Consider the following 26,106-nt stretch of genomic DNA (forward strand, 5'->3'; position numbering starts at 1 on the left):
TCCGATGTTCGACGCCGTTCTCGTCGCCAACCGGGGCGAAATTGCCCTCCGCATCATCCGCGCCGCCCGCACGCTTGGCCTGCGCACCATCGCCGTCCACTCCACCGAGGACGCGAAGGCGGGATGGCTCGCCGAGGCGGACACCGCCATCGCGATCGGTCCCGCCCGCGCCTCGGCGAGCTATCTCAACGGCGCGGCGATCCTGATGGCCGCGCAGGCGACCGGCGCCGGTGCGATCCACCCCGGCTACGGCTTCCTGTCCGAGAACGCGGCCTTCGCGCAGGCCGTCACCGACGCAGGCCTCGTGTTCGTCGGCCCGCCGGCCGACTGCATCCGCCGCATGGGCGACAAGATGGCCGCCAAGCGCGCGATGCGCGCGGCCGGCGTCCCGTGCGTGCCGGGCCCGGACACCCCGCTGCCGCAGGACCCCGCGGCTGTGCGCGCGCTCGCCGAGGATCTCGGCTATCCGGTCATGATCAAGGCGGCGGGCGGCGGCGGCGGGCGCGGTATGCGCCTCGTGCGGACTCCGGCGGAGCTTGCCCCCGCGCTCGAGCAGACGCGCGAGGAGGCCGCGCGCTTCTTCGGCGACCCGACGCTCTATATCGAGAAATTCCTCACCGCCCCGCGCCACGTCGAGATCCAGGTCCTTTGCGACACGCACGGGACCGCGCTGTGGCTCGGCGACCGGGATTGCTCGCTCCAGCGCCGCCATCAGAAGCTGATGGAGGAGGCGCCCGCGCCGGGCATCGACCGCGCTGCGGTGGCCGCGCTCGGCGCCCGGTGCGCCGAGGCCTGCCGCGCCATCGACTATGTCGGCGCCGGGACGTTCGAGTTCCTCTACCAGGACGGCGCCTTCCACTTCATCGAGATGAACACACGGATCCAGGTGGAGCATCCGGTCACGGAGATGGTCACGGGCCTCGACATCGTGGCGCTTCAGCTCCGTGTCGCGCGCGGCGAGCGGCTCGATCTCGACCAGACGCAGATCGCGGCGCGCGGCCACGCCATCGAGTGCCGCATCAACGCGGAGCATCCGAGCACCTTCGTGCCGAGCGCCGGCACGATCGCCGCGCTGCGCCTGCCGCAAGGACAAGGCGTGCGCGTCGACACCCACATCGGCGTGAACGAGAAGATCCCCGCCTGCTACGATTCCCTCCTCGCCAAATTGATCGTCCACGGAACGGACCGGGCGGACGCGCTGCGGCGGATGCGCGAGGCGCTCGACGACCTCCACGTGGAGGGGATCGAGACGACGGCGCCCCTCCACCGCCGCCTCCTGCGAGATCCCGCGATCGAGGCCGGCGCGGTGGGCATCGACCATCTGGAGCGTTGGCTCTGGTCGGAGGCCGCGGCATGAGCCTCGCCTCGGCGGCCGATGCGCCCGCCCGCCCCGTGGCGTCCCCGGTGGCCGCCCGCCCGCGCCTCTCCTACCTCGGCACGCACGCGCTGACCTTCGAGGCGCCGGGCGCCTTCGACCTCACCGTGCAGTGGCGGATCTGGGCGATGGTCGAGGCGCTCGCGGACCGTCCCGGCGTGCGCGAGGCGGTGCCCGGTGTCACCAACCTCACGGTCTTCTACGTGGAGCCGCCGGCCGACCCGGACGCCGAGTTCGCGGCCCTCTGCGCGCTCTGGGAGAGTGGCATCTCCCGCGAGATTGACGGGCGCCTCCTCACCATCGACGTCGAGTATGGCGGCGACGGGGGGCCGCATCTGGCCGAGGTCGCGGAGCTGACCGGGCTCGATATCGCCGAGATCGTGCGCATCCATTCTGCGCCGGAGTACATCGTCTACGCCATCGGCAGCCACGCCGGGTACGCCTATCTCGGCGGGCTCGACGCGCGCCTCTTCGTGCCGCGGCGCAAGGTGCCGCTCGTCTCGATCCCCGGCGGCGCGGTGTCCGTGGCGGGCGGGCAGACGGGCGTCTCGGCCTCGACCGGGCCGTCCGGCTGGCACACGATCGGCCACGCCGACACGGTGTTCTTCGACCCCCGGCGGCATCCGCCCGCGCTGCTCGCGCCCGGCGACCGCATCCGCTTCGTGCAACGGGGACCGATCGGATGCTGACCGTCCTCTCGGCCGCTCCGCTCGCCACCGTCCAGGATCTCGGGCGCTTCGGGCATTACCGCCACGGGGTCGGCCGCGCCGGCGCGATGGACGGCCTCGCTTTGTCGCTCGGCAACGCGCTTCTCCTCAATCCGCCCGAGGCGGCGGCGATCGAGGTTCCGCTGCCGCCCTTCCGCCTCCGCGTCGAGACCGACCTCGACATCGCGGTCACCGGCGCGGACTGCGCGGCGATGCTCGACGGAACGGCGCTGCCGCCCGCGTGGGCGGTCCGGGCGCGCGCGGGGCAGGAGCTCAGCCTCAACGCGCCGGTGGCCGGGGGCTACGCCTATGTCTCGGTCGCGGGCGGGATCGACGTGCCCGCGGTGCTCGGCGCGCGGGCGACGCAGCTTCGCGAGGGGTTCGGCGGATACGAGGGCCGCGTGCTGGCGCGCGGCGACCGGCTCGCCGCCCTCGGCGACGACACCGCGCTCCCCGATGGCGGGCTCGGCGCCTTTCCGCCCGCGCGCGCGCTGCCGTTGGATGCGGCGGGCGCGGTCGCACTCCGGGTGCTTCCCGGCGCGGAATTCGAGAATTTCACCGCGGAATCCGTCGCCGCCTTGTGGGAGGCGGAATGGCGGGTGACGCGGGAGAGCAACCGCACCGGCTACCGCCTCGCGGGTCCGGGGCTCGCCCTGGAGGCGCCGCTGGAACTGCGCTCGCACGGTGTCGTACCGGGCGTGATCCAGGTGCCGCACGGCGGGCAGCCCATCATCCAGCTCGCGGACGCTGCGACGATGGGCGGTTACCCCAAGATCGGCACGGTGATCGAGGCGGACCTGTGGCGCATCGCCCAGGCGCGGCCCGGCACGATGCTGCGCTTCGTGCGCACCTCCTACGCCGAGGCGGTCGCCGCAATGCGGGTGCGGGACGCGTTCGTGGACGCGGTGCGCGCGGCGGCGCGGCGGCACCGGCAGGCATGGGCCGCATGGCAGAGCTGACGGACATCCCGACCCTTGCCGCGCTGCTCGCGCGGATGGAGGCGCACGGCCTCACCGAGCTGGAGATCGCCGAGGGCGGCGCGCGGGTGCGGCTGCGGCTTCCACGCTCATCCGCGCCGGCGCCCATCACCGAAACACCGGTGAAGGCGGCGGCGATCGGGGTCTTCCACGCGATCTATCCGGGGTCGGCCGCCGCGCCGCCGCCAGAGGGGGCGCGGGTGGAGGCCGGCGACATTCTCGGTTTCCTGGCGCAGGGCCCGACGCTCAGCGCGGTGCGCGCGCCCGCTGCCGGGTGGCTCGGCCCGCGCCTAGTCGCCGAGGGCGAGGCGGTCGGCCACGGCGCCGTCATCGCGACAATTCGGGACGCTCCATGAAAATCGACATCAACGCCGACCTCGGCGAAGGCTACGGTCCCTACGTCATCGCGGACGATGCGGGGCTGATGGGGATCATCTCTTCGGCCAACATCGCGTGCGGCTACCATGCCGGCGACCCGGTGGTCATGGACCGCACCATCGCGCTCGCGAAAGCAGCGGGCGTCGAGATCGGCGCCCATGTCGGCTACCCCGACCGGATGGGCTTCGGCCGCCGCGCCATCGCGATGGACCCGGCCGAACTCGAAGCACACGTCCTCTACCAGCTCGGCGCGCTCGACGGTCTCGCGCGTCGGCACGGTATGCGCATCACGCACATGAACCCGCACGGGGCGCTCGGCAACCTCGCCTCCGTCGACGCCGTCGTCGCCGAGGCTCTGGTGCGCGCCACGAGCGCCTTCGACCGCGAGATCGCCTACCTCGTGATGAGCGGATCGGCGATGGAGGCGGCGGCGGTCGCGGCCGGGCGGCGCGTGGCGAGCGTGTTCCTCGCCGACCGCGCCTACACCGCGGACGGTCAGCTCGCCCCCCGCGCCATGCCGGGCGCCGTGCTCCACGATGCCGACGCCGTCGTCGCGCGCCTCTCGAAGGTGCTCGCGGACGGGACGGTGGAGGCGATCGACGGCGGCACCGTCCGCGTCGCCGTGCAGTCCGTCCTCGTTCATTCCGACACGCCGGGCGCGCTGGATCTCGCGGCGGCGGTCCGCTCCGCGATCATCGCGGCCGGCGCCACGCCAGCCCCGCTTTCGGAGATCGCTCGATGAGCATGGCCGACCTCACCACCACCGCCGCCCCGTTCAAGCCATCGGCGCGCGTCGGGCGCATTCGCCCCTCTCCGAGCACGGCCGCCGCGACGCGGGCGGGCGAATTGAAGGCGGCGGGCGTCGATCTCGTCGACCTCACCGTCGGCGAGCCGGACATGGACACCCCATCGGTCGCCGCCGAGGCCGGGATCGCCGCGATCCGCGCCGGGCGCACCCGATACACCCCCGTCAACGGGCTGCCGGAGCTGCGCCGCGCGATCCTGTCGCGCCATGCCGCCGACACCGGAATCGACCGCGTCGAGGCGGAGATCACCCTCGGCGGCGGCGGCAAGCACGTCATCTTCTCCGCGCTGATGGCGGCGCTCGACCCCGGCGACGAGGTGATCATCCCCGCCCCCTACTGGGTCAGCTACCCGGACATGGTGATGGCGAATGACGGCACGCCAATCATCCTCACCTGCCCGCAGGAGCATGGATTCCGCCTGACGCCCGGTCAGCTCGAGGCGGCGATCACCCCGCGCACGCGCTGGCTGATCCTCAACAATCCCGGCAACCCGACCGGCGCGGTCTATTCGCGCGCCGAGCTCGCGGCCCTCGGCGCGGTGCTGGAGGCACACCCGCACGTCTGGGTCCTCGCCGACGAGATCTACGACTCGATCTGGTTCGGTGAGGCCGCGCCCGTCTCCTTCGCCGCCGCGGTGCCGCACATGCGCGATCGCACGCTGATCGTGAACGGGGTCTCGAAGTCGCACGCGATGACCGGCTGGCGGCTCGGCTGGGGGCTCGGCCCGCCGCCGCTGATCCGGGCGATCAACACGCTGCAGTCGCAGATGTCGTCCTGCCCCTCGTCCGTCACGCAGATGGCGGCGGTCGCCGCGCTCTCCGGCCCGCAGGATTTCTCCGAAGCGTCCCGCGCCGTCTATCGCCGCCGGCGCGACCTCGCGGTCGCCGCGCTGGCACAGGTTCCGGGCCTCTCGGTGACGCCGTCCGAGGGGGCGTTCTACCTCTTCCCCAATTGCGCCGGGCTGATCGGCCGGGAGCGGCCGGACGGCGCGGTCATCGCGAACGACCTCGACCTGGTCGTGTTCTTCCTCGAGCAGGGCGTCGCGACCATCCACGGGGCGGCCTACGGGCTGTCGCCGCACTTCCGCCTGTCCATCGCGACCTCGGACGCGCTCCTCGCCGAAGGCTGCGCGCGGATCGCGGCGGCCGCCGCACTGCTGCGCTGAAGGAGATCCCATGCGCCTCAACACCCGCTTCGAACGCCCCGACGCCCGCCACGTCGCAGCCCTCGCCGCCCACGGCACCGCGACGATCCACGAGGCGCAGGGCCGCCGCGGCGCGCTCTCCAGCACGCTGAAGCCCGTCGACCGGGCCATGAACCTCTGCGGCCCGGCGTTCACGGTGGAATGCGCGCCGCGCGACAACATCATGCTGCAGATGGCGATCGCTTACGCCTCTCCGGGCGACGTGATCGTGGTCTCGGCGGGGGCCTATGCTGAGGCCGGCACCTTCGGCGACGTCCTCGGCAGCGCGTGCGTCGTGCGCGGGATCGCCGGGCTCGTCACCGACAGCGGCGTGCGCGACACGATGGGGCTCATCGCGCTCGGCTTCCCGGTCTTCTCCGGCAGCGTCTCGATCCGCGGGACGGTGAAGGAATCGGTCGGCACCTTCAACGCGCCGATCGTGATCGGCGGCGAGACGATCCGTGCCGGCGACATCGTGCGCGGCGACGCGGACGGGCTCGTGGTGGTCCGGCGCGAGGAGGCCGAGGAGGTGGCCCGCCTCTCCGCCGCGCGCGACGCGACCGAGGCGAACGCCATCGCCGCGCTGCGCCAGGGCACGCCGGTGGCCGAGATCTGCAACCTTCAGGCCTGGATGGACCGGCGCGGCGTCACCGTCGACTGAGGCCTTCAGCCGCTCGCCGCGCTGGCGGACATGACTTCGGCGAGCGACAGGATGATGTCGTGGACGGCCTGCGCGGCGCTCGCGAGCGGGCGCTCGCTGGAGGTGCAGAGCGCGACCGTCTCCTCGATGGTCGGCCGGCGCACCGGGCAAAGGGCGAGCGGCCGCGTCGCCGAGAGCTGACGGGCGACCGACCACGGCACGATGGTCGCGCCGAGCCCGGCCTCCAGCGCCTGTCCGAGGATGGTGCGCGATTCGATCTCGGCAAGGAGCGTCATCCGGGTGGAGGCGCGCGTGAAGGCGAGGTCCACCGCGCGGCGCACGAAGTTGCGCCGCGGCGGCAGGAGCAGCCCCAACTCGCCGAGTTCTGCGACATTGACGCCCTCCTCGCTCGTCGCGGGAAGGATCTCGGCGAGGCCGACGAGGCAGAATTGCTCGCGCAGGAGGCTGCGATGGGTGAGCCCGTGCATCGGCCCCGCGCCGTGGATCACCGCCATGTCGAGCGTGCCGTTCATCACCAATTCGCTCATCACGTGGCCGCTCTCGGTCACGTGGGCGACGATGCCGGGGTGCTGCTCGCGGATCTCGCGCAGGAGCGGCAGGGCGACGATCGAGCCGGCCGAATAGGGCGAGACCCCGACCGAGACGCTGCCGGTGAGCTCGCGCCCGGCGGCCCCGACCTCGGCCTCGGCCCGGTCGAGCTGGCGCAGGATGATCTGCGCGTTGCGGTAGAGGGCGAGGCCGGCCTGCGTCGGTTCGATCCCCTGGCGGCTGCGCACCATGAGCTGCTGGCCGAAATGGCGTTCGAGCGCGCTCAGCTGCTGGCTGAGGGCGGGCTGGGCGATGTTGAGGGACGCGGCGGCCCGCGACACACTGCCCGTCTCGACCATTTTGACGAAGAATTTGAGCCGCTTGGTGTCCATGCCCGTCTTTTTCGCGTGCCCCCTCGGCGGTCTGCCCGAAGTTCGTGCAGCGCGGCCAGAAGGCTACCCTGGCGGTCTCCGGGCGGAAACATATAATGAATCCCTCTACCTCCATAGGGCCGGAAGAGCTTGTGGGGTCGGGGGTACGCCGTAGGATCGGGCTCAGCGTTCGCGCCACTATCAGCGCACTGACCTGGGGACGGCATGAGCTTTTCGGACTATCGCACCGCACTCGTCACTGGGGCTTCGGCCGGCATGGGCACGGCTCTCGTTGAGCGGTTGTGCGCCGAAGGTCTCACCGTTCACGCGCTCGCCCGCCGGGCCGACCGGCTCGACGAGCTCGCCGCGCGCACCGGCTGCATCCCCCACGCGGTGGACATCACCGACACTGAGGCCCTGAAGGCCGCCGTGGAGGGGCTGGAGATCGACGTCCTCATCAACAATGCCGGCGTCGGCCGCGCCGGCAACATCACCACGATGGACGAGTTCGGCGTCGACGAGCTGATCGACCTCAATCTGCGTGCGGTCCTGCACATCACGCGGCTTCTCCTGCCGGGGATGCTGGAGCGCGATCGCGGCCACATCGTGAACATCGGCTCGATGGCGGGGCAGTACAACTTCGGCGGTAACACGGTTTACCACGCGACCAAGGCCGCGATCCGCATGTTGTCGCAGCAGCTCCGGATCGACGTGAACGGCAAGCGCGTGCGCATCACCGAGTTCAGCCCCGGCCGCGTCGAGACCGAGATCTTCGACCGCAACCACGGCATGTCGAAGGACGAGGCGCGCCAGCACTGGTACGAGGGCTACGAGATTCCGGGCCCGGCCGACGTCGCCGACGCGATCGCCTACGTCATCAACCTGCCGAGCCACATCACCATCGGCCACATGGAGATGATGTCGACCTTCCAGGCGCCGGGCGGTCTTTCGATCGTGAAGACCGCGAAGTGAGCGCGGTGGACGCCGCGTCCCCGAGCCCAGCCGCGAGCCCGCCGCTTCTCCAGATCCGCAACCTCTCCAAGAGCTTCGGCGACCTTCTCGTCCTCGACGACATCTCGCTCGACGTGCCGCGCTCATCGGTCACGACGCTCATCGGGGCTTCGGGCTCGGGCAAGAGCACGCTGCTGCGGTGTATCAACCGCATGGAGATCCCGTCCTCCGGCGAGGTTCTCCTCGACGGGGACGAGGTCGGCACCATGCAGGGCCGGCGCGAGGGGCGCGTCCCCGCCTCCGCCGCGGCCCTCTCCGCGCAGCGCGCCGAGATGGGCATGGTCTTCCAGCACTTCAATCTGTGGCCGCACATGACGGCGCTCGGCAACGTGATGGTGGCGCTGCGCCGCGTGCGCCGCATGTCACGCGCGACGGCGCGCGAGACGGCCGAGCATTTCCTCGACCGGGTCGGGATGCTTGAGCACGCCCGCCGCTTCCCCGCGCGCCTCTCGGGCGGACAGCAGCAGCGCGTCGCGATCGCGCGTGCGCTGGCGATGCGGCCGCGCCTGATGCTGTTCGACGAGGCGACCTCCTCCCTCGACCCGGAGCTGACGCACGAGGTTCTCCTCACGATGCAGGCGCTCGCGGACGAGGGGATGACGATGATGATCGTCACCCACGAGATGGCCTTCGCCCGCGCCGTCTCCGACCGGATCGTGTTCCTGCACAAGGGCCGGCTCGAGGTCGACGGCCCGCCCGAGACGGTGTTCGGGGGCGCGGGAAACGCGAACCTCGAGCGCTTCCTGCGCACGGTGCAGTTCGGGGGCGCGGCATGAGCGCGCTCGGCGAGCTTCTCGACCCGTCCCTCCTGTGGGAATATCGCGCGCTGCTCCTGCGCGGCCTCCTCAAGACGCTGGAGGTCTTCGGCCTTTCGCTGGCGCTGGCGCTGACGCTCGGCTTCCTCGCCGCGCTCGCGGCCGTGCGCGGGCGGCCGTGGCTGCGCCGCCTGTCGATCGGGCTGTGCGAGTTCGTGCGCAACATCCCCGAATATGTCCTGATCATCTGGCTCTATATCGCGCTGCCGGTGTTCATCAGCCGCCTCTTCGACACACGGGTGAGCTTCGAGGCGCAGGCGACCGCCGTCATCGCGCTCGGCCTCGTCTTCTCCGGCTACTTCGCGGAGACCTTCCGCGCCGGCTTCCAGGCCACCCCGCGGGGGCAGACGGAGGCGGGAGAGGCGCTCGGCCTTAGCCCGCGCGACGTGACGCTCCGCATCCTCCTGCCGCAGATCGTGCTGCGCCTCGCGCCCGAGCTCCTCAACGTCTCGATCTCGCTCTTCAAGTCGACCTCGATCGTCTCGCTGATCGGCGTCCAGGACCTGATGTACCAGGCCTCTCTCATGACCTCGCAGCTGATGCGGCCGGTGCCGATCTACACGGGCACCGCGCTGATCTTCGTCGTCACGATCCTGACGGCGAGCCTCGGGGTGCGCTGGCTCGCCCACGTGCTGAACCAGCGGATCGCGTGAAGGCCATCCCATGGACATGATCACGCGCGTCATCATTCCGGGATTGCCGCTGTTCTGGCAGGGCTTCCTCGTGACGCTGGAGCTCTGCGCGATCGGCTTCTTCGGCGGCATCGTGCTCGGCGCGGTGCTGACGCTCCTCGGCTTCGTGTCGCGGCCGACGCGCTGGATCGCGACGGCGATCGCGGAATTCTTCCGCGCGACGCCGGTCTATGTCGGCCTCGTCTGGGTCGCCTATGTCTGGCCGGACCTCTTCGGCTGGCCGGACACGGTGTGGCAGGCGGCGTGCGCGGCGCTGGTCCTCCAGACCGGGGCCTACCTCTCCGAGACGTTCCGTGGCGGGTTCCTCGCCATCGCGCGCGGTCAACGCGAGGCGGCGGCGGCGCTCGGCCTGCGCCCCGCCACCATCGTCGTGCAGATCCTGACGCCGCAGGTTCTGCTGAACTCGATACCCTCGCTCATCAACCAGATGGTTATCGTATTCAAGTCGTCGACGGTCGTATCGGTGATTGGCGTTCAGGATCTTCTCTACCACGCCAACTCAATCATCAACCGATACTACGAGCCGTTGGAAGTCCTGACGTTCGTTGCGTCCATTTATATCTTGACGATTACGTTGATATCGATGGCAGCCCGCAAGGTCGAAGCCCGACTGCGCGAACGTCTTTCCTGAAACTTCGTACAGCAGGAGGTGATCTATGGAACTCACTAGCAAGCGTGACGTCCTGAAGGGGATGGCCCTCGTCGCCGGCGGCGCGGTCGCCCTCGGCGCCGGCGCGACGATGGGCGCGCGCCCGGCCGCCGCCCAGGCGATCCCCGGCAATGGCGGCCTCGATCCCGAATCCGTCCTCGCCAAGGTGCGCAGCACGGGCAAGCTCTCCGTCGGCTACGCGCAGACCCCGCTGTGGTTCTATCGCGACCTGAAGTCCGGCGAGCTCCGCGGCGTCTACAAGGACCTCATCGACGACCTCGCCCGCGACATGGAAGCCGAAGTCGAGTTCAAGGAAGTCGACTTCGCGACCGCGACCGTCGCGCTGCGCAACGGCGACTATGACGTGTTCGGCGCCTCGCTCGCCTACACCCCGCCGCGCGCGCTGACGATCGACTATGTCGGCCCGCTCTGGTCGAAGGGCAACGTCGCGATCACCCACAAGGACTTCCTGGAGCGCTTCTCCTCGCCGTCCGACTTCAACGATCCCGACGTGATCTTCTCGCAGGGCGCGGGCCAGGCCGAGGAAAGCCGCGTACGGGCGTTGTTCCCGAAGGCGCAGATGATCACGACGTCGGGCCAGCTCTCGCTCGCGATGGAGCCGATCCGCGCCAAGCGCGCCCACCTCTTCATGGGCGGCGAGATGGACGCGCAGATCTTCGTCAAGAACAACCCGTGGGCCGCGATCGTGGCGCCGGACCAGCCGTTCGACCGCCGTCCGAACACGTGGGCGATCCGCTACGGCGACACGTCGTGGAAGTCCTATCTGGAGACCTGGACGATCGCCTCGAAGGAGAGCGGCCGCATCCAGCAGGTCTACGACAAGTATGTCGAGGAGCTGCTCGACGCGAGCTGACCCTTTCCGAACGCATCCGGGCGGAGCACCCCTCCGCCCGGCCCGGTGCGGGGTCTGTCCCGCCGCGCCCCTGACGCCGCCCCGCCCCCCTCCGACCGCATTGGCATCGACCATGGACCTCGCGCCCCGCCGCATCGGCATCCTCGTCCCTCCCGCGAACTGGACCATCGAGGCGGAGATTCCGCGCTATCTGCCGCCGGGCGTCGCCGTGAACATCCACCGCCTGTCGCGCCGCAGCCCGGAGAGTTTTGGCGAGGAGCGAAAGAAGGTGACGCGCGAGTCGCTGGGCGCGCTGGCCCTGTCGCTGGGTCCGGCGGCGATCGACCTCGCCGAGGCCTCGCCGGAGGTGATCGTCTATTGCTGCACCTCGGGCAGCTTCGTGAACGGGCACGGGCGGCAGACCGAGCTGTCCGACAAGATCACCGCCCTCACCGGCGTTCCGGCGACGACGACCTCGGCCGCGCTCCTCCAGGGGCTGACGGCGGTGGGCGCCAGGCGCGTCTTCCTCGTGACGCCCTATCCGGACAACATCAACGCGCTGGAGATCGCCTTCCTCGAATATTACGGCTTCGAGGTCGTCCACGCCGACTCGGTGCCGTGCGAGAATGACGACGCGATCCGCGCGACACCCTCGTCGGCGGTCGCGGACCTCATCCTGTCGCAACCGGACGCGATCGCGCGCGCCGATGCGATCTTCATCAGCTGCACCAACCTGCGCGCGATGGACCAGATCGAGCGACTGGAGGCCGAGACGGGCCTCCCGGTCCTCTGCTCCAACCAGGTCTCCCTGTGGGCCGCCCTCGGCGCCCTCGGCCTGACGGCCCCCGGCCCGGGCAGCTTGTTCTCCCGCCCCCTGCCGGCCGAGCCCGCGGCCGCCTAACGGGTGCGACGCCGGCGTCTGCGGGCGTCAGCGGATCTCGCCCCTGCCCCAGGGGCCTCGACGGATCGCGCGTCATGCGCATCAGTAGGCTCCGCCGAGCGGGATCGCACGAGGACGCACGAGGGGCCGCGACTGCATGAGTGTGTTCGCCACGACGGAGCCGGGCCAAGCAGAGAGCGCGGGGCTTGCCCGGCGCGTTGCCTTCGCCGCCCAGATCACCGCGGTGTCGGGGTTCGTGGACGCCGTCGGGGCGCTCCACCTTCTCGGCCTCAATGTCGCGTTCATGAGCGGCAACACCACCTCCTTCGCGACGGCGATCCTCCAGGGCGACCGCGGCCTGATCCTCGCGGGCGCGGCGATCATCGCAACGTTCGTGGCCGGTGCGGCGCTCGCGACGCGCCTTGCGCTGATGATCCCCGCGCGCCTGCTCTTCCTCAGCATCATGGGGGTGGAGGCGCTTCTCTTCGCGGCCGCGCTCGGGCTTTCCGGCAAGGTGCCGGACCTCGTCGCGACGCTGCCCCTGTGCTTCGCCATGGCGATCCAGAACGTGCTGCGCGACACCGTCGCCGGCTCCGAGATCGGCCGGACCTTCGTGACCGGCACGCTCTATTCGCTCGGCGCCGGGCTCGCGCGGATCCGGCGGCGCGGGAACGCCACGAAGGCGGGCCTTGCCGCGCTGTCGTGGTGCAGCATCGTGGCGGGCGGGGCGGCCGGTGCGGCCGTCATGCTGCGCTTCGGCCTCGAAGCCTCGCTGTGGACCGCGCTCGCGATCCTCGCGGCGATGACGGCGCTCCACATGGTGTGGCCGGCGCCGATCCCCGAACGGGCGCCGCACCATGAGGATGCCGCGCGCGCCGGGCCGTCTGATGGCGCCGCCCTCGCCGGCGCCACGGCCGGCGGCCCCGGCGAAGCGGGCTCGTCCGCGCGAAGCGTTTGAAGCATGAAGTGACGCGCGATCGCGTCCAGCCGCCGAGCACGCGCGGACCCACCGCCCAAACCGCGCGACGGCGCACGGGTTTCGGGCCCCTGCCGCCCGTCAAGCTCGGGAACGCCGATGGCGGGTCCGCCGGACGCTTTGTGTCGGCCCCATCAAACATCGCCCGCCCGCCCCGGCTCGCAACGAGCTGCGAAGACGAAGGTTGAAGTGCTCGACGAACGGATGATCGGGCGATCGCCTCGCGGACTGAGCCGACCCACCCCGGCGACGCGCCCCTTGATAGTTACATTTTCAACTAATAGCGATGACCCCCACCGCTGCAATCGGGAGGACGCCTCGATGAACAAGCTGACGCCGCCGACGACGCTGACCGCGGCCGCGACCCCCGTCGGCACCACCGACGGCTACATGCCGGGCTTCGGCAACGATTTCGAGACCGAGGCGCTGCCGGGCGCGCTGCCGCAAGGCATGAACAGCCCGCAAAAGTGCAATTACGGCCTCTATGGCGAACAGCTTTCAGGCACCGCCTTCACCGCCCCCGCGCACCAGAACGAGCGGACTTGGTGCTACCGCATCCGCCCCTCGGTGAAGCACACGAGCCGGTTCAAGAAGATCGACGTGCCCTACTGGGTGACGGCCCCGAACATCGACCCCGACATCATCTCGCTCGGCCAATATCGCTGGGATCCGGTGCCGCACACGGATGCCGATCTCACCTGGATCACCGGCATGCGCACGATGACGACGGCGGGCGACGTCAACACGCAGACCGGGATGGCGAGCCACATCTATCTCGTCACCCGATCGATGGTGGATTCCTACTTCTACAGCGCCGATTCAGAGCTCCTCGTCGTCCCCCAGCAGGGGCGGCTGCGCTTTGCGACCGAGCTCGGCGTGATCGACCTCGAACCGAAGGAGATCGCCATCCTACCGCGCGGCCTCGTCTATCGCGTCGAGGTGCTGGAAGGGCCGTGCCGCGGCTTCGTGTGCGAGAACTACGGCCAGAAGTTCGAGCTGCCCGGCCGCGGCCCGATCGGGGCGAACTGCATGGCAAACCGGCGCGACTTCAAGACCCCCGTCGCCGCGTTCGAGGATCGCGAGACGCCCTCCACCGTGACGGTGAAATGGTGCGGCGCGTTCCACGTCACCGAGATCGGCCATTCCCCGCTCGACGTCGTCGCCTGGCACGGCAACTACGCGCCGGTGAAGTACGACATGCGCAATTATTGCCCGATCGGGGCGATCCTGTTCGACCATCCCGACCCCTCGATCTTCACCGTGCTCACCGCGCCCTCGGGCGTCGCGGGGACTGCGAACATCGACTTCGTGCTCTTCCGCGAGCGGTGGATGGTGATGGAGGATACGTTCCGCCCGCCCTGGTACCACAAGAACGTGATGTCGGAGCTGATGGGCAACATCTACGGCCAGTATGACGCGAAGCCCCAGGGCTTCGTGCCGGGCGGGATGAGCCTTCACAACATGATGCTGCCTCACGGGCCGGACCGGGAGGCGTTCGAGAAGGCGTCCAACGCCGACCTCAAGCCGCACAAGCTGGAGGAGACGATGAGCTTCATGTTCGAGACGCGCTTTCCCCAGCACCTCACCCGCTTCGCCGCTGAGGAGGCGCCGCTGCAGGACGATTATATCGACTGCTGGACGAGCCTCGAGAAGCACTTCGACGGCACGCCCGGCCGCAAATAGCGCCGCGCCACAGACGGACACGTCGCATCATGCCCCTTATGAGAAGCTGGGTGGTCTCGGCCAATGCCGCCGAGACCGACTTCCCGCTGAACAACCTCCCCCACGGCGTCTTCTCGGCGCCGGGGCGGCGGCATCATCTCGGCATCGCGATCGGCGCGATGATCCTCGACGTGACGGCGGCCGCGCCCGTGCTCGCCCCCGCGCTCCGCGGCGCGCTGCCGGATGGCGCCGCCGACCCGCTGGCGGGGCCGGACTGGAACGCCTTCATGGCGGCGGGACCGGCGGTGTGGGCGGCGTTCCGCGCCGCGCTCCAGACGATGCTCGCCGAAGGGGCGGCGGCGCGCGAGGCGCTCGCCCCCCATCTGGTCCAGATGAGCGAAGCGCGGCTCCACCTGCCCTTCACGGTCGCCGAATACACCGACTTCTATGCCGGCCGTCAGCACGCCTTCAATGTCGGCACCATGTTCCGCGGACCGGAGAACGCGCTGCCGCCGAACTGGCTGCACATCCCGATCGGCTACAATGGCCGCGCCTCCACGGTGGTGGTCTCCGGCACCGACATCCGCCGCCCGCTCGGGCAGACCAAGGCGGCCGACGCGGACGCGCCGACCTTCGGCCCCTCCCGCCGGCTCGACATCGAACTCGAGATGGGTGCGATCGTCGGCACGCCGTCCGCGATGGGGTCGCCGGTGACGGTCGCCGAGGCGGCGCAGATGATCTTCGGCTACGTCCTCCTCAACGACTGGTCGGCGCGCGACATCCAGGCCTGGGAATACCAGCCGCTCGGCCCCTTCCAGGCGAAAGCGTTCGGGACGACGATCTCACCCTGGATCGTGAGCCGCCTCGCGCTGGCGCCCTTCGCCGTCGGCGCCCCGCCGCGCGAAAAGCCGCTCCTGCCCTACCTGCGGGACGACGGGCCGGGCCATTATGACATCGCCCTCTCGGTCGAGATGGCGGGGGCGTCGGGACCCTCCGCGACGATCAGCCGGACGAACGCGCGCGAACTCTATTATTCGGCCGCGCAGCAGCTCGCCCATCATGCCTCGTCCGGCTGCGCGATGCGGACCGGCGACCTCCTCGGCTCCGGCACCATCTCCGGGCCGACGCGGGAGAGTTACGGCTCCCTCCTCGAGATGACGTGGGGCGGGCGCGATCCGATCGAACTGCCGGGCGGCGCGCGGCGCACCTTCATCGAGGATGGAGACACCCTCACCCTCAAGGGCCATGCCGAGGGCGACGGCTACCGGATCGGCTTCGGCGAGTGCCGCGGGACGATCCGGCCCGCCCCGGACGTTCCGTCGTGAGCCCCCCGGCGCGCGGGCGCCTGGCCGCGGCGGCGCGGGGCGCGCGATGAGCGAGGCGGTGCTCTACGACTACTGGCGCTCCTCGGCGAGCTATCGGGTGCGGATCGCGCTCCATGCCGCCGCGATCCCGTTCCGCGCCGTCCCCATCGACCTCCTCGCCGGCGCGCAGCATGCGCCCGAGCACATCGCCCGCAACCCGCAGGCCTTCGTCCCGGTGCTGGAGATCGACGGCCTGCGCCTCACCCAGTCGCTCGCGATCATCGACTATGTCGACCGGACGCGGGCGGCGGGCTTCCTGCCGGACGATCCGGCCGAACGCGCACGCCTGCTGGCGCTTGCCCATGTGATCGCCTCCGACACGCACCCGATCTGCAATCCGTCCGTCGTCTCGGTCCATGTGCGCGGGACGGCCGACCCGGAGGCCGCGCGGCGAGCGTGGATGGCCCACTTCATCCGCCGCGGCCTCGCCGCCTTCGACACCCTGCTCGACCACCCCGGCACCGGCCCCTTCTGCCATGGCGCGGCCCCCGGCCTCGCGGACTTCTGCCTCGTGCCGCAGGTCTACAACGCGGCGCGGTGGGGGGTGGACACGGCCGACCTCACGCGCGTCAACGCGGTCGCCGAGGCGTGCGCGTCGGTGGCCGCCTTTCGCGCCGCCGCGCCGGTGCAGCCGGGCTGATCGGCCGGCGGTCCAAACGCCGCAGAGTCTTGATCGGCGCGGGGGCGGTCCGTAGCTCCGGCGGGCACGACTGGTCGAGACGAACGCGGAAAGGTCTACCCGATGGATGTGAACAAGATTCTGGAGAGCGTTCTCGGCTCCCAGCTCCCCGGCCAGACGGGCGGCAGCGGCGACGGCGGCCAGCCGGGCGGGCGCGGCGGCGGACTTGCGGGCAGCCTCCTCGGCGGCGCGGCGGCGGGCGGGCTGATGGGGATGCTCACCGGCTCGAAGAAGAAGGGCGGGCTCGGCGGGAAGGTCATCACCTATGGCGGCCTCGCGGTCGTCGGCGGCCTCGCCTACAAGGCCTATCGCGACTGGCAGGCGAAGAACGCCGCCGCCCCGGCTCAGGCCCAGGCCCCGGCGCAGATCCCGGCGAGCGCGCCGACGCCCATCGCCCCCGCCGGCTTCGATGTCGAGAATGACCGCGACGCGGCGGGCGACGATTTCCGCCTGATCCTCGTGCGCGCGATGATCGCGGCCGCCCAGAGCGACGACCACATCTACCAGGACGAGCACCGCCGGATCCGCGAGCAGGTCAAGGAGTGGGACCTCGGGCCGACGGAGAAGGCGGCCCTCTACGATTATTTCTCGGACCCGGCCGACGCCGCGACCATCGCCCGCCTCGCCCGGACCGACGAGCAGAGGGCCGAGATCTATCTCGCCTCCGCGCTCAGCATCGATCCGGACACGCCGCAGGAGCAGGCCTACCTCCAGTCCCTCGCCGACCGCCTCGGCCTCCCGGAGGGCCTGCGCGGCTATCTCGATGCCGAGGCCGAAGCCGCCCGTCTCGGCGTCGACTGACAACACGACACGGCCGCGCTCGCGCGGCCGATGATGGCGGCGTCCCGAGGGGCGCCGCCGACACCCTCGCCCATCCTCACGCGACGGGCGCAGCGCGGGCCGCGCCCCACCCTCGCCGCGCCCCCCCGCGAGCAACAAACTTGCCGTCCCGAGCCTTGCGGCAGCGCCGCATCGCGGCCCCTGTGGGGCGCATCGCGCGTCGGTCGCCTCCCCACCCGCCAGTCAACTTCCCGTGAGGCCCTGCCCCCACGCGAGAAAGCGCGCCATTTCTCCGGATGCTGCGCCAAAGTACGAAATAAATAGCAACGTTACCGCGCAACCGACGGCCGGAACTGCGCGTGATAACGATTTATCTCTGGCGTGGATGTAACAGTAAAAATGGCCTAGTATTTAGTTGAATCCATAGTGAATCGCTGCAAAGGTGGCGCGCGAACACGAGAGGATATCCTTATGACCGCGTCGAATGTCGACGGTGACGCTCAGACGACCGACTCTGCGGTCGCGGCGGATCGCGCCGCGTCTATGGGGGACATGGGTCCCGACAAGGATCTGAAGGACAAGGCGAGGGCCATCATCAAACGGCACGCCGCCTACGGCGCCGCCGGGGGCCTCATCCCGCTGCCGCTCCTCGACATCGCCGCCGCGAGCACCATCCAGATGCGGATGATCTCCCAGCTCGCCGAGCTTTACGGCGTCCCCTTCTCCGAGCAGATCGTGAAGACCACGGTTACCTCGCTCGTCGCCTCCGTCATTCCGCAGGCCGGCGTCGGCTACGCCGCGCTGTCGACGGTGCGCGCGGTTCCCGTCGTCGGCACCGCGCTCGGCATGGCGACCTTCCCGGCCCTTTATGGCGCGATCACCTATGCGCTCGGGCGGACCTTCGCCTCGTACTTCGCCAATGGCGGGACGATCGAGAACCTGACCGTCGGCGACGTGAAGGAGCGCTTCAAGGCCGAGTTCGCGCGCGCCCGCAAGTCGAAGGACGATCCCGCGATGGCCGCCGAGGACATCACGCCGAAGACCGAAGACAAGCCGAAGGAAACCGCCTCGACGAAGCGGACCGCCAGCGCCGCGAACTGAGGCAAACCTTGCGCGGCGCGGGTGGCTTTGGGCCCCTTTCGCGCCGCCTTGGCTCCATCCCAATCCGATGCACGGCCGGGAGGTGACAGCCCGGCCACGGCGGGCCGTCGCGCCCTCGCCGCGCGATCGACCTCGTCGTCCCGATGAGAAGCCGTAGATCCATGAGCGACCACCAAGAACCGAAAATCTGGGACATCGCGATCGCCGGCAGCGGCATCGCGAGCACGATCCTCGGCATCATCCTCGCCAAGAACGGACTCAGCGTCATTCTGGTCGAGAAGGGTGAGCACCCGCAGTTCGCGATCGGCGAGTCGACGATCCCGCAGACCTCGCTGATGCTGAAATCGCTCGCGCTGCGGCACGACATTCCCGAGCTCGACGCGCTCACCTCGTTCGAGAATGTGAGCCGCAACGTCTCCCGCGCGTGCGGGCAGAAGAGCAATTTCGGCTTCGTCTTCCAGCGCCCGAACGCGCACCACGCGCCCGACGAGTGCCACCAGCTCGGCGTCGCGCGCGCCAATTTCCGCGAGTCCCACCTCTACCGGCAGGACGTCGATTCCTATCTGCTGCAGACCGCGATCCGCTACGGCTGCAAGGTCCACCAGAAAACCGGGATCAGTGAAATCGTGTTCGCGGACGACCGCGTCACGCTCACCACCGACCGCAAGTTCGACATCGCCGCGCGCTGCTTCGTGGACGGCAGCGGCTACGTCTCGCTGCTCGCGCGCAAGCTCGGCATCCGCGACGCGGAGCCGAGGCTCGCGACCACCACGCGCACGATGTTCACCCACATGATCGACGTGCGGCCCTATGACGAGGCGGTGCCGGCCGGCACGCCCGCGCCGAGGCTCACGCCCTGGCACCACGGGACGCTCCACCACATCTTCCGCGAAGGCTGGATGTGGGTGATCCCGTTCAACAACCACGACGACGCGATGAACAATGTCGTCAGCGTCGGCCTGCAGCTCGACCCGCGCGTGCGGCCGAAGCCGGACATCGACCCGTTCGAGGAATTCCAGAACATCATCGCGGACTATCCGGGGATCCGCTCCCAGTTCCGCGACGCGAAGCCCATCCGCGAGTGGATCTCGTCGGGCCGCCTCCAATACACCTCCAGCACCAATGTCGGCGATCGCTGGTGCCTCCTGTCCCACTCCGCCGACTTCATCGACCCCCTTTTCTCGCGCGGCCTCAGCAACTCGATGGAGGTGATCAACCTCGCCGCCCAGCTCCTCATCGAGGGCGCGCGCAAGAACGACTTCTCCGAGAAGCACCTCACCCCGCTGAAGACGCTCCAGAGCGAGACCGCGCGCTGGAACGACCGCCTCGTCCACGGCGCCTACACCTCGTTCCGCGACTTCTCGCTGTGGAACGCCTGGTTCCGCTTCTGGGGGCTCAGCCAGACCTACGGCGTCCTGCGGCTCGCCAAGGCGTTCACCGATTTCGAGCGCAGCAACGACCCCGCCGCCTTCGAGCACCTCGAGAACTCGGTGCTGCCGGGGGCGCTGACGCCCGACCACCCGCACATCGCGGAGAAGATGCTCAACGCCTACGCCATCCTCCAGGAGGTCGCCGAGGAGCGGAAGGCGCCCGGCGAGGCGGCGAAGGAGATCTTCGCGGTCTACGAATCGATCCCCGACCTTCCGCCGAACTTCGCCTACACCGACCCCGCCACCCGCTTCGGCCGGCAGGGGCTGACGGCGCAGCTCGAGATGGACCACTGGCTCGTCGAACAGCTGAGAGCGGCTTGAGCGCCCGGCGGCGGATAGCGGCGCGCCGGCTCGGAGGTCGCCTGTGAAGATGCTGCGACTTCTGCTCGCCGCGGCCGGCGACGAGCGCAACCGCATCGTGCTCGCGACGATCGCGGCCGGCGTCGCCATGGGCGCGGTGCTCGCGGTCGTGAACACGGTCACCGAGTACGACAAGAACGCCAGCGCGCAGGTGACGCTGATCGGCGTCTTCATCCTCAGCTGCGCGACCTTCCTCTACGCCAAGAGCTACGCGCTGAATGGGACGGCGCGCGTCGTGGAAGCCCTCCTCGACCGCACCCGCACGCGCTTCGCGGAGAAGATCCGCCGCGCGGACATGCGCTCGATCGAGGGGCTGCAGCGGCGCATCGCCGTCACCCTGCCGCGCGACACGCAGACCCTGTCGGAGGCGGGGACGATCATCGTCCACGGCTTCTCCTCGGGCGTGATGCTGTGCTTCTCGGCCTTCTATGTGGCGACGCTGTCGCTGCTCGCCTTCGCGATCACGATCGTCCTCTTCGGCAGCGCGGTCTATTTCTACAAGCGCAGCCAGGAGCGCAGCGCCGACATCCTGCGCAGCGCCGCGCAGGCGGACACCCAATTCTACAACGCCTTCCTCAACCTCCTGAACGGCTTCAAGGAGGTGAAGATCAGCACCGCGCGCGGCGACGATCTTCAGGAGAACTACATCGCGACCCTGTCCGAAGCGACGCACCACCACCGCGTCGCCTCGGCCCAGCGCTTCAATGCCGGCGCGAACATCACGAACTTCTTCTTCTATCTCCTGATGGGCGTCCTGGTGTTCGGCCTGCCGCAGAACGAGGACTCGGCCGAGGTCGCGGCGAAGGTCATCAATGTCGTGATCTTCGTGGGCTCGGCGATCGAGATCGTGCTGCGCGCGCTGCCGATGCTCGCCCGCGCCAACTTCGCGATCGACAATCTGGAGGAGCTGGAGCGCAAGCTCGACGCGGCGGACGAGAAGGCGGCGGAGAGCACCGCCAAGGACGCGCCTGTGCTGAAGGAAGGCATCTCCTGCCGGATGATCAGCTACAGCTATTTCGACCCCGCCGGGCAGCCGCTCTTCAGCGTCGGGCCGCTCGATCTCGAGATCAAGGCGGGCGAGGTGCTGTTCATTGTCGGCGGGAATGGCAGCGGGAAGTCGACGCTCCTGCGCCTCGTCACGCGCCTCTACGAGCCGCAATCGGGCGTCATGATGTGGGACGGCAGGCGCGTCGACCAGTCGAACCTCACCGACTATCGCAACCTCTTCTCCGCGATCTTCTCCGACTTCCACCTCTTCGACCGCCTCTACGGCCTCGACGGGGTGGATCCGGACACCGTGCAGGGCCTCCTGGAGCGGATGCAGCTCCAGCACAAGACGCGCTACGAGGACGGGCGGTTCAGCGAGATCAACTTGTCCACGGGACAACGTAAGCGTTTGGCTCTCTTGACAACTCTTCTGGAAGGCAAGCAGATATCGATATTCGACGAGTGGGCTGCGGATCAGGATCCCGAATTCAGAAAGTATTTCTACGAGGTCCTCGTGCCCGAGTGGCGATCCCAAGGCAAAACGCTGGTCATCGTCAGCCATGACGATCGGTATTTCCATGTCGCCGATCGCGTCATCTTCATGGAAGACGGCCGCACCGTTGAGCGGAGCCTAGCGGAATGAAGGCCGCCACCACCATGACCGCCAAGCAGCCGGCGAAGCGCCACCGGTGGCTCGACGCGACGATCATCTTCTCGCTCTTCGTCGGCGTCTCGCTGATCTTCCTGTGGCAGACGCTGTTCGTGCTGGTGCCGCCGGGCTCGGCGGGCGTCATCTACCGCGTCTTCCTGGGCGGCACGGATCTGTCGCTCACGCTGCGCGAGGGCATCAATTACAAGTGGCCCTGGAACTCGGTCTATCTCTACGAGATGCGGACCCAGGAGAACGACATCACGGTCATCGCGCAGTCGACCGACGGGCTCGTGATCGAGGTGGATCTCAGCGTCCTCTACCACCCCAACGAAGAGCACCTGCCGCAGCTCCATGTCGGCCTCGGACCGGACTATTATGAGCGCAAGGTCCGCCCGATCATCATGGAATCGACCCGCCAGGTGATCGGCAAGTACGACACGCATGCCCTCTATTCGCGCGACACGCGGGCCGTCTCGCTGGAGATCCGCAGCAGCGCCGCCGAGCAGATCGCGCCGCACAATATCGAGCTCGTCGACGTCCTGATCCGCCGCCTCGTGCTGCCGCCGGAGGTGAACGCCGCGATCGCCCGCAAGCTCGTCGAGGAGCAGGCGGTGCAGACGCACGAGTTCCGCCTCCAGCTCGAACGCATAGAGGCCGAGCGCAAGCGGATCGAGGCCGTCGGCATCCGCCAATTCTATGACGAGGTGGCCGAGGCGCTGACGCCGCCCCTCCTCACCTGGCGCGGCATCGAGGCGACCGTGCGGATCGCCCAGTCGCAGAACTCCAAGATCGTGATCGTTGGGGGTGGCCAGGACCAGATGCCGCTGATCCTCGGCAGCGACCTGTCGAACCTGCCACCGCCACCACCCGGCGCGGGCAAAGACGACCCGCAGACGGCGCCCGACGGGGATACTCTTCCCTCGCTGTTCCCGCAGCCGTTCGAGGAGCCGTCCTCCACCACGGGCGAGCCCTATACGAGCGACCCGCTGCCCGAATCGCCCGCCGCGTTCGGGGGCGTCCCGCAGGACAGCGATGGCGGCACCACGAGCACGCCCGCATCGCCCGCTCCGGCGGCACCGTCCGACACGCAGTCGGCGCCGGGCGGCAGCGGCAACGGGAGCGGGAGCGGGAGCGGGACCACGCAACCGGCAATGGGCGGGACGACCAATGGCAACCGGTAGGCGCCCCCAACCCGGCCGCAACCCGGCCGCGAAGCGGACGCGGTCCGGCCGATCCTGTAGGATCGCCGTCTCGAATGGAGAGAGGCCCATGATTTTTCCGGCACCAGGCAAAGATCAGGGCGCGACGGCGCGACCGGGCGAACATCGGCAGGCGAGCGGGTCGGTCCCCGCGCGCCAGAGCTAGAGGGGGGTCACATGGGCATTCTCGGGTTCGTCCCGGTTCTCATCTATTTCGGCCTCTGCCTCATCGTCGGGATACGCGGCAAGGATGCGCGGATCGGCTATTGGGGCACCGTGCTGCTCAGCGTGTTCCTGACGCCGCTCCTCGTCTTCTTCGCGCTGATCATGCTCGAACGGCCGCAACCGGAGCGCTGACGGCCGCCGGGCCGGCAGCGGCGAAGGGCCATCGACGAAGGTCGGAGACTGGGCACCGTGCCATTGCTACATGAGATCGTCGGGCAACATGCGGCCGAGCGGCCGACGGCGCCCGCCTTGGTCGACGAGACGGGGGCGCTCTCCTACCGGGCGCTCCATCTCGGCGCGGCCCGCCTTGCCGCGCGCCTTCAGGCGGCTGGCGTCGGCCCCGGCACGATCGTCGCGATCTCCACCGAGGATGCGGGCGAGGCGGTGATCGCCATCCTCGCGATCCTTTCCTGCGGCGCGGCCTTCCAGCCGCTCGACCCGGCCTACCCCACGGAGCGGACCGCCCTCCTGCTGGCCGACGCGGCGCCCCGCGCGGTGCTCGCCTCCGCCGCGGCGGCGGCCTCCCTCCCCGCCCACGGTGGCGAGACGCTGCGCCTCGACCCGGTGGACCGGGCGGCGCTGGAGCGGGATGCGGCCGGCGCGCCCAATTCGACGGACGCGCGCGACCAGGTGAGCCCCGCCGACCTTGCCTATGTCATCCACACGTCCGGCTCCTCGGGCCGGCCGAAGGGCGTGCTCGTGCCCCATCGCGGCATCGAGAATCTCGCGCGGGCGCAGGGCGAGATCTTCGCCGTCACAGGCGAGAGCCGGATCCTGCAATTCGCCTCCCTCAATTTCGACGCGGCGGTCGCCGAGATCGCGGTCGCCCTCTATGCCGGCGCGGCGCTCCACGTCGCCCCGCGCGCCGCCCGTCTGCCGGTCGAGCCGCTCGCCGCACTCCTCGCCGACCGCGCGATCACCCACGTGACCCTGCCCCCGTCCGTCGCCGCAGCGATGCCCGGCCGGATGTTGCCGGAGGGGATGACCATCATCCTCGCGGGCGAGCCGGCGGGGGCGGCCCTCGTCGGGCGGCTTTGCGCGCGCCACACCGTGTTCAACGCCTATGGCCCGACCGAGGGGACGGTCTGCGCGACCATCGGCCTTTGCCGCCCGGACGGCGCGCCGCCGAGCATCGGCACGCCCATGAGCGGCACACGGATCGAGATCGTGGACGAGGCCGGCGCGCCGGTCGCAGTGGGCGAGACCGGCGAGATCCTCATCGGCGGGATCGGCGTCGCCGACGGCTATCTAGGCCAGCCCGACCTGACGGCGGAGCGGTTCGTCACGCGCGAGGGCGGCCGCTTCTATCGCACCGGCGACCGCGGCCGCTGGCGCGCCGACGGCGAGATCGACTATCTCGGCCGCCTCGATTCGCAGCTCAAGGTGCGCGGCCACCGCGTCGAGCCCGGCGAGGTCGAGGCTGTCCTCTGCGCCCATCCGAGCGTCGCGGCGGCGGCCGTCATCCTCGCGGGCGAGGGTCCGGCCGCCCACCTCCTCGCCTATTGTGTCGGCCAGGACGGGGCCGCCATCGATCGCGACGGGCTCAGCGCCCACCTCGCCCGGCACCTCCCCGCCTACATGCGCCCCGCCCGCATCGTGACGCTCGACGCGCTGCCGGTCTCGCCGAACGGCAAGATCGACCGGGCGCGCCTCCCGGCCCCCGACCGGGAGGCCGAGGGTTTCGACGGCGAGGCGCAGATCGGCCCGCGCGACGAGATCGAGATCGCCCTCGCCGCCGCCTTCCGGGACGTTCTGGGCATCGCGCCGCCGAGCGTGCGCAGCGACTTCTTCCGCCTCGGAGGGACCTCGCTGATGGCCGCGCAGGTCGCCTCCCGCATCGGCCGTGATCTCGGCCATACGCTCCCGCTGGAGGCCTTCGCCGAGAATGCGACGGTGGAGCGGCTCGCGATGGCGGTGCGCGCGGCGCGCGACGGGGACGGAACGGCCGCCTCCCCCCTCACCGCCCTTTCCTCGGAGGGGGACGGGCCGCCCCTCCTCCTCGTCCATCCGGCGGGCGGGACGGTGCTCGCCTATGTCGACCTCGCGCGCACCCTTTCGGGCCGCTGCCCGGTCTACGGCCTCCAGGCGGTCGGCCTCGCCAAGGACGGCCCACCGGCCAACGACCGGATCGAGGACATGGCGCGGGCCTATATCGAGGCGGTGCGCGAGCGGCTTGCACCGCGCGTGTGGCGCCTCGCCGGATGGTCGTTCGGCGCCTCCGTCGTTTTCGAGATGGCGGTGCAGCTGATCGCGGCCGGCGAGAATGTCGCCCCGCCCGTCTTCATTGACGCGCCGGTGCGCCACCAGATGGACGCGATCGGCGAGATGGACATCATCGGCCGTCTCATCCGCCTCTATAGCGAGGTGTGGTCGCTCGGCGGCGCGCCGGCGGACGCCGCGCAGGACATCGAGACCCTCGTCGCCCGGGCGGTCGAGATCGGCGTCTTCCCTCCGGACTTCGAGGCGGCGCAGGCGAAGCGCCTCGCGGCCGTCGTCGCCGGATGCTTCCGCGCCGGGTCCGCGTTCGAGCCTGGTCGGCTTCCGGGCGACGCCGTCCTCATCCGCGCCGCCGACAATCCGGTGAAGGTCGCCGACGACCGGCTCGGCTGGGGCGACCTCGTCGACGGCACGCTCGACCTCGTCTTCGTCGGGGGCACGCACACGTCGATATTGCGGCCACCGCACGTCGCCGACCTCGCGCAAGCTATCCTCGCCGCGCAGGAGGGACGCATCGCGTCATCCACCTTGGTTTCTTGAATAAATTTAAGTTGAACGTCGCGCTTCGCGTCTCAAAATTGTATAGCA

At 70.0% G+C, this 26,106-nt stretch carries 25 protein-coding genes; 24 read left to right on the plus strand and 1 reads right to left on the minus strand.

The features are described from left to right. Positions 1–4: 4 nt before the first annotated feature. The 7 genes from DBV35_RS18200 to DBV35_RS18230 are packed head-to-tail and all read left to right on the plus strand — an operon-like array spanning position 5 to position 6,087. Positions 5–1,357, plus strand: a complete 1,353-nt coding sequence (locus DBV35_RS18200; protein WP_108661713.1) for an acetyl-CoA carboxylase biotin carboxylase subunit — start codon at positions 5–7, stop codon at positions 1,355–1,357. After that, the gene (gene pxpB / locus DBV35_RS18205; protein ID WP_108661714.1) at positions 1,354–2,064 is read left to right on the plus strand and encodes a 5-oxoprolinase subunit PxpB; all 711 of its coding nucleotides are present in this window, start codon (positions 1,354–1,356) and stop codon (positions 2,062–2,064) included. Before DBV35_RS18200 ends, pxpB begins: the two co-directional genes overlap by 4 nt. Beyond that, positions 2,058–3,041 carry a 5-oxoprolinase subunit C family protein gene (locus tag DBV35_RS18210; protein ID WP_108661715.1) on the plus strand — a complete coding sequence of 328 codons (984 nt, stop codon included), beginning with the start codon at positions 2,058–2,060 and terminating at the stop codon, positions 3,039–3,041. Before pxpB ends, DBV35_RS18210 begins: the two co-directional genes overlap by 7 nt. After that, positions 3,029–3,415 (plus strand): biotin/lipoyl attachment domain-containing protein, encoded by a 387-nt coding sequence (locus DBV35_RS18215; protein ID WP_157961839.1) that lies wholly within the window; start codon positions 3,029–3,031, stop codon positions 3,413–3,415. The genes DBV35_RS18210 and DBV35_RS18215 overlap by 13 nt, the downstream gene beginning before the upstream one ends. Continuing rightward, complete coding sequence (locus tag DBV35_RS18220; protein WP_108661717.1) at positions 3,412–4,179, plus strand: LamB/YcsF family protein; 768 nt, start codon at positions 3,412–3,414, stop codon at positions 4,177–4,179. Before DBV35_RS18215 ends, DBV35_RS18220 begins: the two co-directional genes overlap by 4 nt. Next, on the plus strand, positions 4,176–5,408 hold the full coding sequence (locus DBV35_RS18225; RefSeq protein WP_245943977.1) for an aminotransferase class I/II-fold pyridoxal phosphate-dependent enzyme: 1,233 nt from the start codon (positions 4,176–4,178) through the stop codon (positions 5,406–5,408). Before DBV35_RS18220 ends, DBV35_RS18225 begins: the two co-directional genes overlap by 4 nt. A 10-nt stretch (positions 5,409–5,418) precedes the next feature. Continuing rightward, on the plus strand, positions 5,419–6,087 hold the full coding sequence (locus tag DBV35_RS18230) for a 4-carboxy-4-hydroxy-2-oxoadipate aldolase/oxaloacetate decarboxylase (protein ID WP_108661719.1): 669 nt from the start codon (positions 5,419–5,421) through the stop codon (positions 6,085–6,087). A gap of 5 nt (positions 6,088–6,092) precedes the next feature. On the opposite strand, the gene DBV35_RS18235 is transcribed toward DBV35_RS18230, so the two are convergent. Beyond that, positions 6,093–7,007 carry a LysR substrate-binding domain-containing protein gene (locus DBV35_RS18235; RefSeq protein ID WP_108661720.1) on the minus strand — a complete coding sequence of 305 codons (915 nt, stop codon included), beginning with the start codon at positions 7,005–7,007 and terminating at the stop codon, positions 6,093–6,095. Positions 7,008–7,211: 204 nt separating this feature from the next. On the opposite strand from DBV35_RS18235, the gene DBV35_RS18240 reads away from it, so the two are divergent. The 17 genes from DBV35_RS18240 to DBV35_RS18320 all read left to right on the plus strand — a co-directional run bounded on the left by DBV35_RS18240 (position 7,212) and on the right by DBV35_RS18320 (position 26,058). Next, positions 7,212–7,958, plus strand: a complete 747-nt coding sequence (locus tag DBV35_RS18240; protein ID WP_108661721.1) for an SDR family oxidoreductase — start codon at positions 7,212–7,214, stop codon at positions 7,956–7,958. 5 nt (positions 7,959–7,963) lie between these two features. Further along, positions 7,964–8,773, plus strand: coding sequence for an amino acid ABC transporter ATP-binding protein (locus tag DBV35_RS18245; RefSeq protein WP_205648721.1), 810 nt, complete (start codon positions 7,964–7,966; stop codon positions 8,771–8,773). After that, positions 8,770–9,465, plus strand: coding sequence for an amino acid ABC transporter permease (locus DBV35_RS18250; protein ID WP_108661723.1), 696 nt, complete (start codon positions 8,770–8,772; stop codon positions 9,463–9,465). Before DBV35_RS18245 ends, DBV35_RS18250 begins: the two co-directional genes overlap by 4 nt. Positions 9,466–9,481: 16 nt before the next feature. Continuing rightward, a complete protein-coding gene (locus tag DBV35_RS18255; RefSeq protein WP_157961840.1) occupies positions 9,482–10,135 on the plus strand; it encodes an amino acid ABC transporter permease in 654 nt (217 codons plus the stop codon). Between the two features lie 25 nt (positions 10,136–10,160). Continuing rightward, positions 10,161–11,027: a substrate-binding periplasmic protein gene (locus DBV35_RS18260; RefSeq protein WP_117434487.1), complete on the plus strand. Its 867-nt coding sequence runs from the start codon at positions 10,161–10,163 to the stop codon at positions 11,025–11,027. Positions 11,028–11,139: 112 nt separating this feature from the next. Beyond that, positions 11,140–11,907 carry a maleate cis-trans isomerase family protein gene (locus DBV35_RS18265; RefSeq protein ID WP_157961841.1) on the plus strand — a complete coding sequence of 256 codons (768 nt, stop codon included), beginning with the start codon at positions 11,140–11,142 and terminating at the stop codon, positions 11,905–11,907. A gap of 136 nt (positions 11,908–12,043) precedes the next feature. Beyond that, a complete protein-coding gene (locus DBV35_RS18270) occupies positions 12,044–12,844 on the plus strand; it encodes a YoaK family protein (RefSeq protein ID WP_108661727.1) in 801 nt (266 codons plus the stop codon). A 339-nt stretch (positions 12,845–13,183) separates the two neighbouring features. Then, on the plus strand, positions 13,184–14,545 hold the full coding sequence (gene hmgA / locus DBV35_RS18275; RefSeq protein ID WP_108661728.1) for a homogentisate 1,2-dioxygenase: 1,362 nt from the start codon (positions 13,184–13,186) through the stop codon (positions 14,543–14,545). 29 nt (positions 14,546–14,574) lie between these two features. Continuing rightward, on the plus strand, positions 14,575–15,849 hold the full coding sequence (gene fahA / locus DBV35_RS18280) for a fumarylacetoacetase (RefSeq protein WP_108661729.1): 1,275 nt from the start codon (positions 14,575–14,577) through the stop codon (positions 15,847–15,849). 46 nt (positions 15,850–15,895) lie between these two features. Further along, on the plus strand, positions 15,896–16,528 hold the full coding sequence (gene maiA / locus DBV35_RS18285; RefSeq protein WP_108661730.1) for a maleylacetoacetate isomerase: 633 nt from the start codon (positions 15,896–15,898) through the stop codon (positions 16,526–16,528). A gap of 102 nt (positions 16,529–16,630) precedes the next feature. Continuing rightward, positions 16,631–17,368 carry a tellurite resistance TerB family protein gene (locus DBV35_RS18290; protein ID WP_108661731.1) on the plus strand — a complete coding sequence of 246 codons (738 nt, stop codon included), beginning with the start codon at positions 16,631–16,633 and terminating at the stop codon, positions 17,366–17,368. Positions 17,369–17,818: 450 nt separating this feature from the next. Then, positions 17,819–18,448: a YcjF family protein gene (locus DBV35_RS18295; RefSeq protein ID WP_108661732.1), complete on the plus strand. Its 630-nt coding sequence runs from the start codon at positions 17,819–17,821 to the stop codon at positions 18,446–18,448. Between the two features lie 161 nt (positions 18,449–18,609). Then, positions 18,610–20,199 carry an NAD(P)/FAD-dependent oxidoreductase gene (locus DBV35_RS18300; RefSeq protein WP_170134975.1) on the plus strand — a complete coding sequence of 530 codons (1,590 nt, stop codon included), beginning with the start codon at positions 18,610–18,612 and terminating at the stop codon, positions 20,197–20,199. A gap of 49 nt (positions 20,200–20,248) precedes the next feature. Then, the gene (locus tag DBV35_RS18305; protein ID WP_108662005.1) at positions 20,249–21,868 is read left to right on the plus strand and encodes a cyclic peptide export ABC transporter; all 1,620 of its coding nucleotides are present in this window, start codon (positions 20,249–20,251) and stop codon (positions 21,866–21,868) included. Next, positions 21,865–23,058, plus strand: coding sequence for a prohibitin family protein (locus DBV35_RS18310; RefSeq protein ID WP_108661734.1), 1,194 nt, complete (start codon positions 21,865–21,867; stop codon positions 23,056–23,058). Before DBV35_RS18305 ends, DBV35_RS18310 begins: the two co-directional genes overlap by 4 nt. A gap of 195 nt (positions 23,059–23,253) precedes the next feature. Then, positions 23,254–23,433, plus strand: a complete 180-nt coding sequence (locus DBV35_RS18315; RefSeq protein ID WP_108661735.1) for a hypothetical protein — start codon at positions 23,254–23,256, stop codon at positions 23,431–23,433. A gap of 57 nt (positions 23,434–23,490) precedes the next feature. Next, on the plus strand, positions 23,491–26,058 hold the full coding sequence (locus DBV35_RS18320; protein WP_108661736.1) for an amino acid adenylation domain-containing protein: 2,568 nt from the start codon (positions 23,491–23,493) through the stop codon (positions 26,056–26,058). The last annotated feature ends 48 nt before the right edge of the window (positions 26,059–26,106 follow it).

This window comes from Acuticoccus kandeliae (genome assembly GCF_003073115.1).